The organism is Streptomyces sp. NBC_00885 (genome assembly GCF_045207475.1).
In the GTDB taxonomy this organism is placed as follows: domain Bacteria; phylum Actinomycetota; class Actinomycetes; order Streptomycetales; family Streptomycetaceae; genus Streptomyces.
On sequence record NZ_CP108796.1, the window covers coordinates 8250702 to 8270504 of the forward strand.

At 70.3% G+C, this 19803-nt stretch carries 13 protein-coding genes; 7 read left to right on the forward strand and 6 right to left on the reverse strand.

All coding sequences use genetic code 11. From position 1 onward, the window contains the following. Positions 1 to 84: 84 nt before the first annotated feature. Complete coding sequence (locus tag OHA61_RS37585) at positions 85 to 2445, forward strand: collagenase (RefSeq protein WP_406306873.1); 2361 nt, start codon at positions 85 to 87, stop codon at positions 2443 to 2445. A 134-nt stretch (positions 2446 to 2579) separates the two neighbouring features. Next, on the forward strand, positions 2580 to 3311 hold the full coding sequence (locus OHA61_RS37590; RefSeq protein WP_406306874.1) for a GntR family transcriptional regulator: 732 nt from the start codon (positions 2580 to 2582) through the stop codon (positions 3309 to 3311). 15 nt (positions 3312 to 3326) lie between these two features. Here OHA61_RS37590 and OHA61_RS37595 read toward each other — a convergent pair whose 3' ends face one another. Further along, positions 3327 to 5069, reverse strand: coding sequence for a phospholipid carrier-dependent glycosyltransferase (locus OHA61_RS37595; RefSeq protein WP_406306875.1), 1743 nt, complete (start codon positions 5067 to 5069; stop codon positions 3327 to 3329). 200 nt (positions 5070 to 5269) lie between these two features. Between OHA61_RS37595 and OHA61_RS37600 the strand changes: the two genes are divergently transcribed. The 4 genes from OHA61_RS37600 (at position 5270) to OHA61_RS37615 (ending at position 9082) form a co-directional block, all read left to right on the forward strand. Next, complete coding sequence (locus tag OHA61_RS37600; protein WP_406306876.1) at positions 5270 to 5878, forward strand: rhomboid family intramembrane serine protease; 609 nt, start codon at positions 5270 to 5272, stop codon at positions 5876 to 5878. A gap of 65 nt (positions 5879 to 5943) precedes the next feature. Further along, on the forward strand, positions 5944 to 7470 hold the full coding sequence (locus OHA61_RS37605) for a serine/threonine-protein kinase (protein ID WP_406306877.1): 1527 nt from the start codon (positions 5944 to 5946) through the stop codon (positions 7468 to 7470). A gap of 85 nt (positions 7471 to 7555) precedes the next feature. After that, positions 7556 to 8116 carry a transglutaminase domain-containing protein gene (locus OHA61_RS37610; RefSeq protein WP_406306878.1) on the forward strand — a complete coding sequence of 187 codons (561 nt, stop codon included), beginning with the start codon at positions 7556 to 7558 and terminating at the stop codon, positions 8114 to 8116. 9 nt (positions 8117 to 8125) lie between these two features. Beyond that, the gene (locus OHA61_RS37615; RefSeq protein WP_406306879.1) at positions 8126 to 9082 is read left to right on the forward strand and encodes an aldo/keto reductase family oxidoreductase; all 957 of its coding nucleotides are present in this window, start codon (positions 8126 to 8128) and stop codon (positions 9080 to 9082) included. Between the two features lie 14 nt (positions 9083 to 9096). Here the strand turns inward: OHA61_RS37615 and paaN are convergent, their stop codons facing one another. From paaN to OHA61_RS37635, 4 genes are all read right to left on the reverse strand, one after another. Further along, the gene (gene paaN, locus OHA61_RS37620; RefSeq protein WP_406306880.1) at positions 9097 to 10794 is read right to left on the reverse strand and encodes a phenylacetic acid degradation protein PaaN; all 1698 of its coding nucleotides are present in this window, start codon (positions 10792 to 10794) and stop codon (positions 9097 to 9099) included. A 6-nt stretch (positions 10795 to 10800) separates the two neighbouring features. Continuing rightward, entirely contained in the window at positions 10801 to 11775 is a 975-nt protein-coding gene (locus OHA61_RS37625; RefSeq protein WP_406306881.1) for a hypothetical protein, read from the reverse strand. 35 nt (positions 11776 to 11810) lie between these two features. Further along, on the reverse strand, positions 11811 to 13304 hold the full coding sequence (locus OHA61_RS37630; protein ID WP_406307605.1) for an APC family permease: 1494 nt from the start codon (positions 13302 to 13304) through the stop codon (positions 11811 to 11813). A gap of 247 nt (positions 13305 to 13551) precedes the next feature. Further along, a complete protein-coding gene (locus tag OHA61_RS37635) occupies positions 13552 to 15441 on the reverse strand; it encodes an ABC transporter ATP-binding protein (RefSeq protein ID WP_406306882.1) in 1890 nt (629 codons plus the stop codon). A 417-nt stretch (positions 15442 to 15858) separates the two neighbouring features. Here OHA61_RS37635 and OHA61_RS37640 point away from each other — a divergent pair, with 417 nt between their 5' ends. Continuing rightward, positions 15859 to 18474 (forward strand): SpoIIE family protein phosphatase, encoded by a 2616-nt coding sequence (locus OHA61_RS37640; RefSeq protein WP_406306883.1) that lies wholly within the window; start codon positions 15859 to 15861, stop codon positions 18472 to 18474. Between the two features lie 45 nt (positions 18475 to 18519). On the opposite strand, the gene OHA61_RS37645 is transcribed toward OHA61_RS37640, so the two are convergent. Next, positions 18520 to 19698: a serine hydrolase domain-containing protein gene (locus OHA61_RS37645; protein ID WP_406306884.1), complete on the reverse strand. Its 1179-nt coding sequence runs from the start codon at positions 19696 to 19698 to the stop codon at positions 18520 to 18522. Between the last annotated feature and the right edge of the window lie 105 nt (positions 19699 to 19803).

Genomic DNA, 19803 nt, shown 5'->3' on the forward strand with positions numbered 1-19803 from the left:
CCGTCCGTGCTCGGCCGGTTCGCGATGACCGCACCGCTGTCACACCGCACAGCCACCTCCCACCTCCCACATCAGGAGTCACCGGTGTCCCAGCTCAGATCCGCGCGCAGACCCCTGCTCGCCGGAGCAATAGCCGTCGCCCTGCTCGCACCGCTCGGGCAGACCGCCCAAGCCGTGGACAGGGAACCGACGGCCTCCAAGGCACCCGCCACCTTCGCCGCCCGGCCGGGCCCGGTCGCCACGCCCGCGAGCGTAGGCTCCGACAACCCCTTCGACGAGGTCGAACACCTTGCCAAGGCGCCCAAGCCCGCCCTCAAGCCGGCCTCCGCACCCGGCGGATTGACACAAGGCCGCACACCCGGCCGCCAGAGCCCGGGCAAGAGCAAGGCTTCTTCGGGCGCTCCGGTCAGCGCCGCAGGAGTCCCCTGCACCCTCGACGGCATCACGCGCCTCGCGCCCGAGCAGTTCGCCGACTTCCTCGCCGACCCGGCCGTCACCGCCGACGGCTGCCTGAGAGACCTCATCTGGACCTGGGACGCCCGGCTGACGCCGGTGATGTCCGACGCCCACGTCCAGGCCGTCGGCCGCCGGATCTCCTCGCTCGCCGCCGCCCACGACGGCCGCAACGGCACCCACCTGCTGGAGATGTTCACCTATCTCCATGCCGTCGTGTACCACGACTTCTCGCGCCCCGAGATTGACATCACCGACGTCCCGACCACCGAGGTCCTCCGGCGCGCGATCTACGACTTCGGCACCGCGGCCCGCACCTTCCAGGTCACGCGGACCAACGCCGAGACCCTGCGCGAGGCGCTCTACACGGGCAGCGCCCCGGGCCTGCGGCACAGCCAGCTCGGGCTGATCAGAAAAGTCCTCGCCACGATGGACCGCTACCACAAGGGTCAGTACGACAACGCCTCCTGGGGCGGCGCTGCCCTGGCCGCCCTCTCGGTGAACTACCTCGGCATCTACCCGGGCAACCGGGACTCGGCCTTCCACAACGTGGTCACCGAGAACGCCTCGTACCGCGCCTCCTTCCGGGCCTTCGCCGACTACACGCACCTCAAGGGCACCGTCAACGAATGGGTCGTGCGCGACGCCCTCGGTGAATACGGCCGCTTCGGCCAGGTCGACGCCCTGAAGGCGCGGATCGTTCCCGACCTCGGCGCCCTGCTGCCCGTCGCACGCGCCAACTTCGGCGACGGAAGCCGCCCCTGGGCCTCACTCGTGTCGTGGCTCAACTTCTACGAGGCGTGCAAGCCCTACGCCGTGTGCAAGGAGGACATCGAGCGGAAGATCTTCCCTTACACGTACACCTACGACAACGGCGCCATCAAGGTGCGCACCGGTCTCGACCGCGCCACCGTCGACCAGCTCTACTACGCGAGCAAGCAGGTCAGGGCGCACTTCCACCGGGTCCTCGGCACCGAGCAGCCGCTGGCCGGCGACACCAACACCTCGCTGACGATCGTGCTCTACGGATCGCGCGCCGACTACGAGGTCTACCACCCGATCCTGACGGGGATGGGGACCCAGAACGGCGGCATCTACATCGAGCGCGGCGCCACCTTCTACACCTATCAGCGCCGGGTCCCGCAGGACTCCTCGCTCACCCTCGAGGAGCTCTTCCGGCACGAGTACGTGCACTACCTCAACGGCCGCTGGGCCGTGCCCGGCTACTTCGGCGAAGGGCCCTGGTACAGCGGTGACCGGACCACCGCGATGGACGAGGGGACGGCCGAGTTCTTCGACGGCGCCACCCGCGACGACGGGATCAAGGTGCGCAAGTCCCTGATCCGCGGAATCATCAATGACACCGCGGGCGGCGGGCCCCGGATGACCGTGAACCAGCTGCTGCACGCCACGTACGACGGGGACGGCTTCCGCTTCTACAACTACGCGGGCACCTTCTTCGAGTACCTGTGGACCGAACGCCCCGCCCTGCTGCGCGAGATGTACGGACACCTGCGTGCGAACGACCCCGCGGGCTTCGACGCCTGGCGCACCCGCCTCGGCGGCGACGCGGCGCTGCAGCGGGCGTACGACAGCTTCCTCGACGCGCAGATCGCCAAGGTCGACGACCTATTCGTGCCCAACACGACCTTCACACCCAACGATCAGCTCAGGGATGCCACTTCGGAGGCCGTACGCCAGTCCTTCGCCACCGCCACGTACGCCGACCCGGTGTGCTCAGAGGGGGGCGAACCCGGCAAACGGCGCTTCACGTGCACCGGGAGGATCACCGCGAATCTCTCCGACGCGGGCAGCCCTGACCTTGTCTTCAAGGACATGTCCGAGACGGTCGACTACTTCATCCTCGACCGTGCGGGGGCGGCGTCGAACAACCTCGCCGACATGAACTGCTCCTTCGGGCCGGTCGAGATCTGGAGCAACCGGCTCGCAGGCTCGTCGACGTACCGCTGCGAGGGGCCGCTGCGCAGCTGACGCGCTCCGCTCCTGGGCGGTCCCGTCGTGGTGCGCGCGACGGGACCGCCCGAACCTAATGCCCCCCAGCCCGCCCGGGCATTGAAAAGGTGACATTGTACGCTGGCACTCCGCGCCATCCCGGAGGACATGCCATGGGCGACCTGAAGCAGCGCAACCTGATCACGGCCCAGGAACGGCTGCGCGACCAGGTGGCCCACGCGCTGCGCGCCGCACTCGTCGCGGGCGAACTGCGTCCCGGCAGCGTCTACTCCGCCCCGGGGCTCGCCGCCGACTTCGGTATCTCCGCAACCCCCGTACGCGAGGCGATGCTTGACCTCGCCCGCGAGGGCCTGGTCGAGCCCGTACGCAACAAGGGCTTCCGGGTCACCGAAGTCAGCGAACGCGATCTCGACCAGTACACCGAACTGCGCGCGCTGATCGAGGTCCCGACCGTCGGCAACGTCACCCGGAGCGCGACCACGGAGCAGCTGGAGGCACTGCGCCCGATCGCCGAGGAGATCGTGACCCAGGCGCGGGAGCACAACCTCATCGGGTATCTGGACGCCGACCGCCGCTTCCACCTCGGCCTGCTCGCCCTGGCAGGCAACGACCGTCTCGTCGAGACAGTCGGCGAGCTGCGCAAGCGGTCCCGCCTCTACGGTCTGACCCGGCTCGACGAACGCGGCCAGCTGATCTCCTCCGCCGAGGAACACCTGGAACTCCTGGACCTGATGGTGGCGGGCGACCACACCGCCGCCGAAGCCTGCATGGCGCGCCACCTCGGCCATGTCCGCTCCCTGTGGGCCCAGGCCCGCGACGAGCCGGTCGAACCCCGTCCCAAGCGCACCCTCGGCGCAGCTGTCATCGGCCGCCAGGCCCGCTGACCGGCACCGACGTGGTCACGGCCGGCGGAAGACCGTGATCGAGTGGCCGACCTCCTCGACCGGCGTGCTGCTGTCGATCAGCGCCTTGAGCCGGACGCCCGCCTTGGCGATCGAGGAGTCGGACACGACCAGCAGTCCGTGAACCTGGTCCGGGGGCACCGTGCGCGGGTCGGACGCGTCGATGCCGTAGAAGGCAGGCACTCCGCTGCCCTTGTAGACGAGCCAGACCTTCTCGCCCGGATACCGCTGCCTCAGACGGTCGGCGAGCCTCCCCAGGTCCTGGCCCCAGTCGACATTGGAGTCGTGCAGACGCAGGTGGGTCTTCGACGGCCCGCCGAACGCCTCGTTGGAGTACGGCAGGTAGTACGGGTACGTCCGCAGTGAGCTGACCGCGACGAACAGGACCAACACCGCCGTCACGACGTGTGCCCACCGCCTTCTCAAGGCGACCACGCAGGCCGCCGCGACGGCGAGGAACATCGGCAGGAAGACGGCGTAGCGGACACCGAAGTCGCGGGACCCGTTGAGCGCCGCGGCCAGCAGTACGGCCGGGGGGACGAGCACATACGGCGCCGCGGGCCGCAGCCGGGGCAGCGCCACGACTGCGACGGCACCGGCGAGCCAGAGCGCCAGCATGCCCAGCGGGGTCTTGATCAGCAGCGCGGTCGGCAGGTAGTACCACAGCGAGCCGGCGTAGTGCCTGCCCAGCAGGAAGCCGGTCCACTTCGCGTCCTCGAAGGCGAACTGGACACGCATGCCGTCCCGGTACGGCTGGGGGAACGGCAGCCAGTCGACGGCAAGTCCCCGCAGCCCGTGGGCGACCGGCACGCCCTCGGGCGCAGCCCAGCGCAGGCGCGGGTCGACGGCGAGATAGGTCGCCCACACCACGGCGACCATGACCAGCGCCACCGCGACCGCCGCCGCCACGCCGAGCGCAAGCAGCCGCGCCGTCCCGCGCCTGCCGGTGCCGCGCGTGCGGCGGGCGTACCAGACCGACAGGACGACGAGGAGCAGCAGCACCGGAACCGCGGGCAGCGCGCTCATCTTCGTGGACACGGCCGCGCCGAGCGCCGCCCCGGCGAGCGGGAGATACAGGCGCGGCCGCAGCCGCGCCCGCCACAGCAACCAGACCGATGTCAGCAGGAAGCCGGCCATGGGTACGTCGAGCGTGGCCAGCGACCCGTGAGCGATGACGTCGGGCGAGAACGCGTACAGGGCGAGCGCTGTCAACCCGCCCACGGAGCCCGTGAGATCACGGGCGAACGCGAGGACGACCAGCCCGAACAGCAGCGTCAGCACGATCACCGGCAGTCGCGCCCACAGCATCACCCGCCACGGATCGTTGCCCGACTCGTAGAGGAGGTGCCGCCCGAGCGCCCCTTGGTTGCCGACGAAGGCAGGGTCGAGATGAGGGTGGGCCCATGCCGGACCGGTCGCGATGATCAGCTTGCCCAGCGGTGGGTGCTCAGGGTTGTACCGCAGGCTGTGCTGCTGTACGTAGACCACTGCCGTGCCCACGTACACGGGCTCGTCGATGGTCGGGGTCTGCTTGACCGCGGTCGTGACCATGGCGAGGGCCATCTGCGCGAGGAGCGCGACCACGGCGAGTGCGAACAGCCATTGCCGGTGGCGCCGCAGGCCGTCGAATCGGCTCGACGGCTTCTCGGTGGCCGACGGCGTTCGCGGGTGGGTCACAGCGGGCGCAGCGGCGTGCTCGGCAGCGGCGGGTTCGAGGACCGAGCGTTGATCTTGCGTCATCGGCCGTGTATTCCGGAGAGCGACGTCATGGCCCTACTTTCCCCTATCCACTTCCGTGACCGTGACCCGACGGGTGTGTACCGCATCGCCCTGCGTTGCCCGCGTCTCCTCGCCGGGCTGAAACCGGCCGGAGGTGGAACCGAGCAGGTGCGCCGGTCGTTTCCGGGGTGGAATGCATAAGCACGGTGCAGGGGGCTGCGATGGCAGGCGCGGAAGTCAGCGAGTGGCGCGGGTCGTCCCGTGCCGCGGCCGCGGCCACGCTGATGGTCGGCTGGGTGGCGCTGCTGTGGGCACTGGAAGTGGTCGACGTGGCCACGGGCCATGCCCTCGACTCGTACGGAATCGTCTCGCGCGAGCCGTCGGAACTGGTCGACATCGTCCCGTCCGCCTTCATCCACTTCGGCTTCGGGCATGTCGCGGCCAACAGCCTCCCCCTCCTGGTCTTCGGCTTCCTCGCCGCACTCGGCGGCGTCCGGCGCTTCCTGGCCGTGTCGCTGCTCATCGTTGTGGTGGACGGCCTCGGCGTCTGGCTGATCTCCCCGTCCAACACCAACACGGCAGGGGCGTCGGGCCTGATCTTCGGCCTCTTCGGCTACCTGGTGGTGCGCGGCTTCGTGGACCGCAAGCTGCTGGACGTGGGCGTGGGCCTGCTGATCGGCGCGATCTGGGGCAGCTCGATCCTGCTCGGCATATCCCCGGCGAACACCGAAGTCAGCTGGCAGGGCCACCTCTTCGGGCTGATCGCGGGTGTGGCGGCGGCGTTCGTCTTCCGGCGCCGGGCGGGGAGGCCCAGCCCGGCCGGCGTGTGACGTGCGCAAAATCGGCCTCGGAGCCCGGGTGAGCCGACCCGGCGGCTTGCCCTAATCTGTCGCCCATGAACGCACCGGGGGACCTTGTCGACGGGCGGTTCGAGCTGATCGAGCGGCTGGGGAGCGGGGGCATGGGCACGGTGTGGCGGGCGCGCGACACAGTCCTTCAGCGCGAAGTCGCCCTCAAGGCGGTCCGCTCCGATGCGGGTGTTTCCGAGGCCGTGGGCGAGCGAGTGCTGCGTGAGGCGCGGGCGCTGGCGCGGCTCAGCCACCCCCATGTGGTGACGATCCATCACATCGTGGCGGCGGATCCCCACCCGTGGATCGTGATGGAGCTGGTGCCCGGTGTCTCGCTGCAGGAAAGGCTCGACCGCGGCCCGCTGGCCCCGGTGGAGGCCGCGCGCATCGGCCGTCAGGTGCTCTGGGCACTGCGGGCCGCGCATGCGGCGGGCATCCAGCACCGGGACGTCAAACCCGCCAATGTCCTGCTGCGTCCCGACGGAACTGCCGTGCTCACCGACTTCGGGATCGCGGCACTCCAGGGTTCGACGTCGCTGACGGCCACCGGCGAACTCGTCGGCTCGCCCGAATATATGGCCCCGGAGAGAGTCCGCGGCCGCGACGACGACCCGGCCTCCGACCTCTGGTCCCTGGGGCTCGTGCTGTACGTAGCAGTAGAGGGCGTCAGCCCGCTGCGCCGGACCACGGCGCTGGCGACTCTGGCCGCGGTGATCGACGATCCGGTGCCACCGCCCACGCGTTCGGGGCCGCTCGCCCCCGTGCTTCAGGCACTGCTCGTACGGGACCCGGCGGCGCGCCCCGACGCGGCCCGGCTGGACACGATGCTGGCTCAGGTGGAGTCGGGTGCCGTGCCGCACTGGGCGCAGCCGACGGCGACCACCGCGCTGCCGCCGATGCCGGGCGGGCCCGTGCCGCCCGTACCGACTCAGCTGGACAGCCCGAGGCCGACCCTTCCGCAACAGCCTCAGCCGCTGCCCGCCCAGGACCGGCCGCGGAGCCGTACACCGATCCTCGTCGCCGTGATCGCCGCGGCGCTGGCTGTCACCGTGGCGACCGCGCTCGTCCTCACACTGGGCGATCGGGGGGACAACAGGGCGGGCGGCAGCCAGGGTTCGTCGGCGAGTACGTCGTCGTCATCGGCCGCGACGACAACGGCTCCGGGCCCCACGCCGAAGCCCACACCGACCCCGACGGTTACCCCGACGCAATCGGTCACACAGATCACGCCGCCACCTCCATCAGCGGGCCGCTGGATCGCCCAGCTCTTCTCCGAGCCGGTCGGCTCCGGCACCGCAGCCCGAGACCTGCGGCTCGCCAAGGTCCGGCAGTCCGTGCCGGAGGCGGTCTTCGCCCGCAGCGACGACTACGCGTCGCTGCGCCCGGGCTACTGGGTGATCTACGCCCCGGGCCCCTTCGCCGACGGCCGTGCCGCGCTGACCTTCTGCGCCGAACGAGGCAGGACCTCGGCGAACACATGCATCGGCCGCTATCTGAGTACGAGTTCGGCCGACATCTGGCTGCTGTGCCGCCCGCCGGCGACCAGCCCGGGCGGCCGCTGCACCCGCTCATAGCTCTACGGCGATCCGCTCCCGTGAACCGCTCCAGCGCTCTCAGCCGGGGAATGGTTTGCGGGCGATCACGTAGGCGCGGCGGGTCTTGGCCTCGGTATACGCGCTCAACGACACACAGCCCGTCTCCCGGACACTGGCGCGAGGCGTCGGTTCGTGCAGCCAACGGCTGGCCGTGCTCGAAGCGGTCGCCCGCGCGGGCGGTATCTCCACCCGTGTGCGCGGCTTTCTGGTGGACGGTTCGTTCTGGTACTCGCGCTTCCCGCGGCTCCGCCGCCTCGTGCCCGACATGGTCCTCCTGGCCTGGCCGGAGTTCCGTACGGGGCAGACCTGGTTGAACGTCTCCGAGCTGTACGCGCCGCTCGACGCGCTGAGTGCGGCCAATCCCCAGGGATTCACCAACACCGGGCCGCAGACGCTCTTCGAGGCTCTGTCCTCCACCGCCGTGGACTGGGACGGCTCGACCTGCGGCTCCGACAGCTGCTCGTCCTTCGACCTGTCGGCACTGGTGCGCGAGGACCTCGGGCGCTTCTCCTCGCGCGACGAGCTCTTCGCGGCGCACGGCCAGACCTTGTGTCCGCCGGCCAGGATCATCGGCGGTGCGCTGCTGGGCCGTCGCGCGGCAGGTGCCGCTGATGCCCCGTCGTAGGGTGACCAGGTGACGACGAAGTCGGGGACGAGCGGTGGGCGGCTGCTGTACGGGTGCATGGGGCTCGGCGGCAGCTGGGACACCGAGCCTTACGGCGCGCAGGACATCGCGGATGCCGAGGCGGCGATCGAGGCGGCGCTGGACAGTGGGATCACCACGTTCGACCACGCCGACATCTACCGGCACGGGAAGGCCGAGGCAGTCTTCGGCGAGGTTCTCGCCCGTACCCCGGGGCTGCGGGAGCGCATCGTCGTACAGACCAAGTGCGGCATCCGTCTCGCGGACGGTGAGCGGCCCGGCATCTACGACCTGAGTGGGCCGGCCATCGCCCGGCGGGTCGAGGAGAGCCTGGCCCGGTTGCGGACCGACGTCATCGATGTGCTGCTCCTGCACCGCCCGGATCCGCTGGCAGACCCGGACGACATCGCCGAGGCGCTGATGTCGCTGCACCGGCAGGGTCTTGTGCGACGGTTCGGTGTGTCGAACATGGGCGCCGTGCAGATGGCCCCCCTTCAGGCACGTCTCGATGTCCCGCTGGTCGCCAATCAGCTGGAGATGAGCCTGCAGCAGCGGGACTGGCTCGAAGCCGGTGTCCTCGTGAACACCCCGCAGGCAGCAGCCAACGGCTTCCCGTTCGGGACGGTCGAGTTCTGCCGGGCGAACGGAATCTCCCTGCAGGCGTGGGGGGCACTCGCGCAGGGTCGTTTCACGGGCCGCCAGGAAACGCCGGGCGAGGTCGCGACCGCACGGCTCATCTCGGCACTGGCCGACAGGAAGGGCACCACGCCGGAGACGATTCTGCTGTGGTGGCTGCAGCGGCATCCGGCCGCGATCGTTCCGGTGGTCGGCAGCGCGCGTCCTGACCGTATCCGTGCCTGCCGTGACGCCGCGCAGCGGGAACCGGATCTCAGCCGGGAGGAATGGTACGAACTCTGGCTCACCGCCCGCGGCGCGCCTCTTCCCTGACGGCGCCGCGCTTCCTACGCTCCGACGGAGCTCATGTCCCGTACCCGGGCCGCAGGGCGGCGGGCCTGCACGAGGCGGAAGCGGCCGGTGATGAACGACGGATCCGCAAGGGCGGTTTGAGCACCCGCGGGTGTGGCCGCCTCACAGAAGTCGCCGTACACCGCCGACTGGTCCACGAAGACATTCCCGGCGAGGTTCTCCGACAGTTGCACTCCGGCGTCGAGGGCTGCCGCCTCGGCCGCCCCCAGGACCAGCGGGTCCGTCGAGTGGACGGAGGCGTACTGGCCGCCGTGGCCGCGCACGGTACGGCGGAAGATGTCCAGGCTCTGCGAGGTCGATTCGGTGGCGATCACGAAGGAGACGGGACCGGCCCACTCGCGGGAGTACACCCTCTCGTCGTGTGCCTCCAGCCGGACGATCAGTGGTGTACGGATGTCCGCCGCCGGATGATCGGGGTGGTCGACCGGCAGGGATGCGTGCACCACCACTCCGCATCCAGCCGCATGCGCGAGGGAGCTGCGGATCCGGTCGCTGCCGATCGCCCCGAGAATCCCCGCCGCACGCCGCGGTTCCGCGAGAAGGCGCTTCACGGCGCGGCTCAGGTCGACACTGAACCGCCCTATGGGTTTGTGACCTTCGTTGGTCGTGATCCCGGGGGACGGCACCAGGATGTTCTGCGGCGCCGTGCAGGTCTGGCCGCTGCACAGTGACAGGGACAGCGCCAGCTCGCGCAGCATGGTGCGGTAGTCGTCGGTGGAGTCCACCAGCACGGTGTTGGCCCCGATCGATGTGGCGAACACGTCGGCCTGACGGGCGTTGCGCCGCAGCCAGTCGCCGAAGCGGGCCGAGCCGGTGAAGTCGATGAGCCGGACCGCGGGGTCGGTGGCGAGCCGGGACGCCAGTTTCTCGCCGGGCTCTTCCGCCGCCAGTGTCACCACGTTGGGATCGTGCCCCGCCTTCGCCAGGACGTCCCTGGCGACCTGGACGGTCAGCGCGAGCGGGAGGACCGCCCGGGGGTGCGGCTTGACGATCACCGGATTTCCGGTCACCAGGCTGGCGAAGAGGCCCGGATAACCGTTCCAGGTGGGGAAGTCGGGGCAGCCGATGAGCAGTGAGACGCCGCGCGGGACCACGGTGCAGGTGCCGTCCATCCGCACCGGGTCGCCCAGCTTGCCGGGCCGCTGCCAGGAGAGCTCGGCGGGATTGCGTACGGACTCGGCCAGCGCACGGGCCACGGCCTCAAGTCCCCGGTCCTGCGCCTGCGGACCGCCCGAGCGGTGGGCCGTGGTGTACGCCTGCCCCGTGGTGTGGTGCAGCGCGTGCGCGATCTCATGGCTGCGGTCGTGGAGCCGGCAGAGCATCTCCACGGCGAGCAGGGCCCGGCGCCGCGGTCCTGCCGCACGCCAGCCCGCCGTCGCCCGCACCGCCGCCCCCACCAAATCGCTCGGTTCGGAACGGAGATAGCGCACGCCCAGGCTGAGGCCGTACGGAGAGCACTCGGTCCCGACCCGTTCACGGGCCCCGGGCTGCCCCAGGCCGAAGTCCTTCCCCAGCATCGACCGGAACACCGCTCCGCCACTGTGCGCCGCCCCTCTGCGACGGTCGACAGCACCGGTCGGCCCCTCGGTGAACGGAGCGAAACCCGCACCGCTCACCGCAGCCTTGACGGCCTGCTCCAGCAGGTTGCTCTCGTCGAAGGAGCCGGTACGCATCAGTGGTCAGCCTTTCCGCGGATCCGCGTGCTCCACGGCCGCTCGGGACGACCGGTCGCGCCAGCGCGCGTACTCCGCTTCCGGCTCGCCCGTGTACGACCACGGCACCCGGGTGGCCCGTCCCTTGAGCAGGTCGAAGACCGTCGCGGCCTCGACGAGTAGTCCTGCCTGGGCGAGAGCGTGAGCGAGATGGTTGAGGTCGGCGACGTCCTGTGCCGCCTCGACGGGGGACCGGACCGCGATCCAGCGTTCCATGGTCTCCATGAGGTCCCAGCGCTCCCCGGCCCAGTAGCCGACCATCGCGTGCGGGCTGACGCCTTCGTTCTCGGTGCGGTGACGGAACTCCTCCGCGCGGGCGACCTGCGGCATGACCAGCAGCGGGGAGCCGGCAGGAGCGTAGACCGCGCAGTCGCGGGCGAAGGCGTAGGCCTGGCCGTGGGAGCCGTGCCAGCGAGCCGTCATGTAGCGAAGAGCCTGATGGTGCGCCTCGCGGTGGTACGGATCGCGGGCCAGCAGTTCCGGCCACCACCGGTTCATCGCCTGGGCGCCGTTCTCGTACAGCCTGCCCAGGGTGATCAGCGACACCCAGGGATGGGGGTCCTGGGGGAAGGCATCGGCGGCGTTGAGGCAGATGTGGGCCGTGCGGTCCAGGATGTCGGGGCCAGGGATGGTGCTCGTACGGGCGGCTGCGAAATGCCGCATCACCTCGGTGTCCGCCCGCAGTACGAGGGCGTCCGCGCTGTGCGGCTGCGCGGTCTGCCAGGCTTCGACGATCCGTTTGTCGGCGGCGGTGTGGGCGAGCAGCCGGATGCGGTGACTGCGGCGGTCCCAGTCCCTGTGGGGACTGGTTGCGAGCAGTTCGTGTGCGCCTTCCCAGCGGCCCATGACCATGTCCTCGCAGGCGGCGGACAGGGCCTTGTCGCCGAAGGTCTGGTCGTAGTGCGGTGCCGCGGAGCGTCTTCGGTTCCAGGCCAGGGCCATGGCAGGCGTCCTTTGATCAGAAGGCGGAACTGGGGTCAGAAGTCGGTGAGGAGTTCGTCCTGACTCCTGGCCAGGTTGACGGCCTGGGTCTCGCCGGAGTCCGCGCCCCCGAAGGAGTCGTCCATGACGCGCGCCCGGTCGGCGTCGAGACGCCCGCGCTCGAAGTACGGCCGCTGCCTCAGCCACGCGGCGAGCATCGGTACGAGCCCCAGGGCGAGCGTGCCGAATCCGATGACCAGCGCCGATGTGCTCAGGGAGGCCACGGACTCGATCATGATCCAGAGCATGAACAGCGCGCCGGCCAGCGGCCACAGTCCCATGAGGAGGAAGTTGGACACGGAGGCCCGCAGCAGTTTGCGGTGGACGACGACGGCGCCCAGTCCGGCCAGGCTGTAGTAGAAGGTGACGAGGAGACAGACTCCGCTCACGGCGTCCGAGAGCATCGACTCGCCCGGCTCGAGCCGCACGGCCTCGACGATGGCGAGCGTGCCCGATGCCACGGCGATCACGACGGTGGCCAGCCACGGCGTGTGCCGCTTGGCATGGATACGGCCGAGGACGGGGGGAAGCGTCCTGTCCCGGCCCATGGCGAACAGGGTGCGGCCGGCCTGGATGAGGGCGGTCTCCAGCATGGCGACCGTCGACAGGAGCAGCGCGAGCACCAGCAGGGTGCCGCCCACACCCGGCCAGACCCGCTGGCCGAGCTCGATCAGAATGCCCTCCGGGCTGTGCGACACGGCGTCCGGCGTCATGAGGACATTGACCGCCACGGCGACCAGCGCGAACAGCAGGAACGCCAGGACCACACCGATGACCCCGCCGAACCCCGAGCCGCGCGAGCCGCGCCGGGTCTCCTCGCCGAGATTGCTGGTCACGTCCCAGCCCCAGAACGCGAACGTGGCGATCAGCGCGCCCGTCACGAAGGACTCCTGCCCCTCGAAGTGACTGAAGCCGAACCAGCAGAAGGAGAACTCCGTCCCGCCGCCGTCGGACAGCAGCGCGGCCAGGGCGAAGCCGATCAGCAGGACCACCTGCACCGCCGTGATGACGGTCAGCGCGCGGGCTCCGATCCGGGCTCCGAACGCCACCACCCCTGCCATCAGGAGGAACCAGCCCGAGCCGACGAGCGCGGCCAGGACCGGGTCACCGACCAGGCTCGGCGCGACGAGTGACAACGTCGCGTTGCCGGCGGGCACCGTGCTGGAGGCCATGAAGACGGTGCAGGCGACCACCAGCGACCAGCCGCACAGGAACCCGAGGAACGGGTGCAGCGAGCGGGCGACCCAGCTGTACGCGGCTCCCGCATTGGGGTCCACACGGCCGAGTTGCCGGTAGGCCAGGGCGATGCCGATCACGGGTATCGCGCAGTAGAGCAGCGCGGCGGGGCTGGCCACACCGACAGCGGCGATCAGCGCCGGAATCGTTCCGGCGACCGTGTACGCCGGACCGCATCCCGCGACGGCCATGACCACCATGTCCCACGTGCTGAGGGCGTCCGCCCGCAGACCGCCTCCGGTGCCGGATCTCATGCTCAACGGACGTGCCTTTCCAGAGAAACCACCACGGCGCAGCCCACGGCGCCCCCGGGGGAGAGCAGACCCGTCAGGGGCTGACGAAGAGGTCAGGATGTGTCGATTCAACGACGCAGGGGCCCACGGGCACCCAGAATGTGCGGTTGACCGGCGTGGACTCGGCAGATCCTGCCGAAATGAATGTGAATTTGCAAGACTTCGAGCAGTGGAATATCCACATTCATGCGACATGGTCGCACCGAGGTCAGTGGACGGGGTGCGCCTCCTCCGCTCCCGGGCGCTCGAACTGGGTGCGGTACAGCTCCTCGTAGCGTCCGCCGGCGGCCATGAGCTCGTCGTGGGTTCCGCGCTGAACGACCTGGCCCTTCTCGACGACCAGGATCAGGTCGGCGGCCTGCACGGTCGAGAGCCGGTGGGCGATCACCACCGCGGTACGGCCCTCCAATGCCTCACCCAGGGCTTCCTGCACGGCCGCCTCGGAGGTGGAGTCGAGGTGGGCCGTCGCCTCGTCGAGGATGACCACCCGCTGGCGGGCGAGCAGCAGCCGGGCGATGGTCAGCCGTTGCCGCTCGCCGCCGGAGAGCCGGTATCCGCGTTCGCCGACGACCGTGTCGAGGCCGTCGGGCAGCGAGGCGACCAGGTCGGCCAGCCGGGACCGGCGCAGAGCGTCCCAGATGTCGTCCTCGGTGGCGTCGGGCCGGGCGAGGAGCAGGTTGGCGCGGACGGATTCGTGGAAGAGATGACCGTCCTGGGTGACCATGCCGATCGTCTCGCGGATCGAGTCCGAGGTCAGGTCGCGAACGTCGATGCCGTTCAGCCGTACAGAACCGGCATCGGCGTCGTACAGCCTCGGCATGAGCTGCGCGATCGTGGACTTGCCCGCGCCGGACGAGCCGACCAGCGCGACCATCCGGCCGGGTTCGGCGCGGAAGGAGATGTCGCGCAGCACCTCCGTGCCGCCGCGGGAGTCGAGGGTGGCGACCTCTTCGAGGGAGGCGAGGGAGACCTTGTCGGCGGATGGGTAGCCGAAGCGGACCCCGTCGAACTCCACGGACACGGGCCCGTCCGGCACCCGGCGGGCGTCCGGCTTCTCGGCGATCAATGGTGTGAGGTCGAGGATCTCGAAGACCCGCTCGAAGCTGACCAGGGCGCTCATCACCTCGACGCGTGCGCCGGCCAGTGCGGTCAGCGGGGCGTAGAGGCGGGCGAGGAGGAGGGCGAGGGCGACGACGGCGCCCGGGTCCAGGCTGCCGCGCAGCGCGTAGTAGCCGCCGAGTCCGTAGACCAGGGCGAGCGCCAGGGCGGACACGAGGGTCAGCGCGGTGATGAAGACCGACTGGGCCATGGCGGTACGGATGCCGATGTCGCGCACCCGGCGGGCGCGGGCGGCGAATTCGGCGGACTCGTCGGCGGGGCGTCCGAAGAGTTTGACGAGCGTCGCGCCGGGGGCGGAGAACCGCTCGGTCATCTGGGTGCCCATGGCCGCGTTGTGGTTGGCGGCCTCGCGCTGCAACTTGGCCATGCGGGAGCCCATCCGGCGGGCGGGGACGACGAACACCGGCAGCAGGAGGAGGGCGAGCAGGGTGATCTGCCAGGAGATGCTGAGCATGACGGCCAGCGTCAGCAGCAGGGTGACGAGGTTGGACACGACGCCGGACAGGGTGTTGCTGAAGGCCCGTTGGGCTCCTATGACGTCGTTGTTGAGCCGGCTGACGAGGGCGCCGGTGCGGGTGCGGGTGAAGAAGGCGACCGGCATCCGCTGGACGTGGTCGAAGACCGCCGTGCGCAGATCGAGGATCAGCCCCTCGCCGAGGGTGGCCGACAGCCAGCGGGTGAGCAGGCCGAGCGCCGCCTCCGCGATGGCGATGACAGCGATCAGCAGCGCGAGCCGGATGACCGTGCCGGTGTCCTGGCCCTTGACGATCGCGTCGACGACGCGGCCTGCGAGGACGGGTGTGGCCACGGCGAGCAGAGCGGTGACCACGCTGAGCAGCAGAAAGCGGAAGAGCTGCCGGTGGTGCGGGCGGGCGAAGGCGGCGATGCGGCGCAAGGTGGCCCGGGAGAAGGGCCGTCGCTCCTGTTGGGCGTTCATCGCACTGTGGAGCGATGTCCATGCGGTGACTTCCATGTCCATGCGGTCTCTCCGGATTCTGGTGGGCCGACGCGGTACCCGTCGGCCGGCATGGCCCGGGGCGCACCCAGAACGCTATGACCTGAACCAAACTTGAGGTCAATGGATTCCTCAAGACGGCCGTGGCCCTGACCGGGCAACCAAACGCCGAGACGTCGTTGGTCCGGTGGTCGCGGAACATTGCCGGACGCCGTCCGATGCTAGAAATGGTGCATGAAGGGACATTCCCTGCGATCCCGGCTCTCGTCGAGCCGCACCTTCGCCGGTCGGCTGCTTCGCGGCCGGGGCGGACGTCCCGTTTCGGGAGGCGAGCGAAGCGCAGGAGCCCGCAGAGCGCCCTCCGCGGCACAGCATCCGCCGCCGCCCCCGCCTTCCCGGCTGGGTCCGCACAGTGCGGCCGGTCAGGTGCTCCTCCTGCAGATGGCGGTCGCGGTACTGCTGATCGCCGGGGCCGTGGTGGCGCTCGTCTTCCAGGCGCGGTTCGACAGCGAGCGGGACGCCGAGAACCGCTCGCTCGCCGCCGCCGAGTCCTTCGCGGACGCTCCGGGCACCGCAGTGGCGCTGAGGGTTCCCGTTCGGACCGCCATGCTGCAGTCCCACGCGGAGGAGGCCAGGCGGGGATCGGGAGTGGACTTCATCGCCGTGATGAGCAAGGACGGTATCCGCTACGCCGACACCGATCGGAGCCTGATCGGCCGCCGTGCCGAGGACATCGAGCGCGCGGCGGCCGGAGAAGCCTTCACGGAGATCTTCGAGGGAGACCCGAACAACGCGGCCCGGGCCGTCGTCCCTGTCATCGACGCCCAGGGCTCCGTCATCGGCCTGGTGGCCGCCGGAGTCCGGATCGAACACGTCGGGAGCGCGGTGGACCGGCAGCTGCCGTGGCTCTTCGCCTGCGCCGGCGCCGCGCTTGCCCTGGCAACGGTGAGCTCCGCGCTGGTGAGCAGGCGGCTGCGACGCCAGACGCACGGTCTCGGCCCCACCGAGATGACCCGGATGTACGAGCACCACGACGCGGTTCTGCACGCCGTGCGGGAAGGCGTGCTCATCATCGGGGGCGACGGCCGGCTGATGCTGGCCAACGACGAGGCGCGCAGGCTCCTCGAGCTGCCGCATGGCGCGGAAGGGCGCCACGTCGCCGATCTCGGACTCGACGCCGACACCGCGGAGCTGCTTGCCTCGAGTCGTGCCGTGACCGACGAGGTGCACCTGGCCGGGGACCGCCTGCTGGCCGTCAACACGAGGCCCACGGACCCGTACGGCGAAAGCTCCGGCAAGGTCGCGACGCTGCGGGACACGACCGAGCTGCGCGCACTGTCCGGAGTGGCCGAGGTGGCCCGGGAGCGCCTGAAGATCCTGTACGAGGCCGGGGTACGGATCGGCACCACGCTGGACGTGACGCGGACCGCCGAGGAATTGTCGGAGGTGGCGGTCCCGCGGTTCGCGGACTTCGTCACGGTCGAGCTGCTGGACCCTGTGGTGCGAGGCGACGAGCCCTCGGGTGCGGACACGGAAATGCGCCGTACGGCGGTGAGCGGCATCCGCGACGACCACCCGTTCCAGCCGGTGGGCGACGTGGTCAGGTTCGTCGTCCCCAGCACGCCGATGGCGGTGGCTCTGGCCGGCGGCCATGCGGTACTCGAGGCCGATCTGACCGTCGCCCACGGCTGGCGGGCCCAGGATCCCGCGGGAGCGGACCAGGCCCTTGCATACGGCGTCCACTCGCTGGTGGCAGCGCCGTTGCAGGCTCGTGGCGTCGTCCTGGGAATGGCCAACTTCTGGCGCTCGGAGCGTCCCGAACGCTTCGAGGAAGAGGATCTGTCCTTCGCCGAGGAACTGGCCGCCCGCGCCGCCGTGGCCATCGACAACGCTCGCCGGTTCACCCGCGAACACGCCATGGCCGTAACCCTCCAGCGCAGCCTGCTGCCCCGCGTGCTGCCCGAGCAGAACGCCCTGGAAGTCGCCTACCGCTATCTGCCCGCGCAGGCGGCCGGGGTGGGTGGCGACTGGTTCGACGTCATCCCGCTGCCCGGAGCCCGGGTCGCCCTGGTCGTCGGCGACGTCGTGGGCCACGGCCTGCACGCCGCGGCCACCATGGGCCGTCTGCGCACAGCGGTCCACAACTTCTCCGAACTCGACCTGCCACCGGACGAGATCCTGGGGCACATCGACGAACTGGTCTCCCGTATCGACCAGGAAGAGGGCGGCGACGGCGAGGGCATCACGGGAGCCACGTGCCTGTACGCCATCTACGATCCGGTTTCCGGCACGTGCAGCATCGCAAGGGCCGGGCACTTCGCCCCCGCGCTGGTCCGCCCGGACGGCACGGTGGACTTCCCCGACGTGCCCGTCAGCCCACCGCTGGGCCTGGGCGGACTGCCCGTCGAGACCGCCGAACTGCAACTGGCCGAGGGCAGCCGCCTCGTTCTCTACACAGACGGACTCATCGAACACCGCGATCGCGACATCGACACCGGACTGCGCCTGCTGGGCACCACCCTGGCCGAGGAGGCGAACCGTACGCCGGAGGAGACGTGCCGGGCCGTGTTCAGCGCCATGGAGTCCGCGCACCGCAGGGACGACATCGCGCTGCTCGTCGCCAGGACCCGCCTGCTGGACTCCGCCAAGGTCGCCGAATGGGACGTCCCCTTCGACCCCGCGGCCGTCGCTCCCGTACGTGCCGCGTGCGGCCGTCAGCTCGAGACATGGGGTCTGGGCGAGATCGGCTTCACCACCGAGCTGATGCTGAGCGAACTGATCACCAACGCGATCCGCTACGGATCCGAGCCGATCCATGTGAGATTGCTGCACGAACGCCGTCTGATCTGCGAGGTGTCCGACGGCAGCAGCACATCCCCCCACCTGCGCAGCGCGGCCACGACGGACGAGGGCGGACGTGGTTTGTTCCTTGTCTCCCAGTTCGCCTCGCGGTGGGGCACCAGGTACACGCCCACCGGGAAGGTCATGTGGACCGAGCAGTCTCTGGCCGACGGCCGGCAGTCGGCGGCGCTGCAGCTGGACGATGTGCCCTGGTGACCAATCGCCGCCGCCGTCACCGGACCACCGGCCGCCGGCACCCCGCTACTTCCCGTCGGTGGCGCAGAGTTCCTTGTCGATCAGCGCGTTCTGCGCCAGTTCCGTGGAGAGGTCACTCGCCCCGTCGCCCGTTGCTTCCAGGACGACGGCCCGCCGGCCGTCGGCGCTCACCCCGTCCCGGGTGGTGTAGCCGGCCAGGTCGCCGCCGTGGCTGTAGTAGACCCCGCCGCACGACAGCGGGATCCGCATCAGGCCCAGGCCGTAACTCGCGCCGGGCCAGACGGGGTCCAGTTCCGGCGCCCGTACGGTCGTCTTCATCTCGGCCATCTCGGCCGGGTGCAGCAGTCGGCCGCCCAGGAGCGCCGAGAAGAAGCGGGTCACGTCTCCGGTCGTGCTGATCATGGCACCCGCCGCGCCGGCCGCGGTCGGGTTGAAGTCGGTGACGTCGATCGTCGGGCCGGAGTTGCCGAAGTTGGAGTAGCCGTGCAGGTGCCGGCCGGGAATGCGGGGATACGTGTTCGGGGCGAAGGTGTCGCGCAGGCCGAGCGGCCGGATGATGCGCCGAGTCACCTCCTGTTGCCAGCTGTTGCCGGTGACCTTCTCGATGATCATTCCGGCGAGGATGTAGCCGGTGTTCGAGTACGCCCACTTGGCGCCGGGTTCGAAGTCCGGCGCGTGTTTCACCGCGATGGCGACGAGCCGGGACGGTGCCCAGGTGGTGTAGCGGTCGGCCTGGAAGCCGTCCACGCTGTTGATCTCGGGGAAGTCCGCGGTGTAGTTGAACAGCCCGCTGGTGTGGTTCAGCAGCTGTCGTGCGGTGATCTTGCTGCCGTCGTTGCCGTTGCCCTTCACCACGCCCGGCAGCAGGTCCTCGACGGTGTCGTCCAGGGACAGCCGCCCCTCGCCGGCCAGTTGCAGCACGGTGGTGGCGACGAACGTCTTGGTGGTGCTGGCGATCCGGAACCGGTCACCGGCGCGCACCGCTTCCCCCGTGGCGGTGTCGGCCACCCCGGCGGTGGCGTACCGCTTTCCGCCCGGGCCCGTCGACTGGGCCAGCACCCCGACGGTGCCGGTCTTCTGGATCGCGTTCACGCTGTCCTGAAGCCTGTTCTGGGGCCTGTCGTGCGTCGGCCCGGTGGCGCTCGCTGCGGGCGCCGCGAGGCCCAGGCCGAGTGCGGCCACCGCGGCCACCAGCGTCGTGTTCGTGAGATGGCGGTTCATCATGAGCTGTTGTCTCCCTGGGAGTTGGTGTCGCATCGCGGCGAGCGGTGCGATCACCAACGTAGAAAGAAGACGCCCGGACCACGATCAAGCCAGCTGGCCACTGCC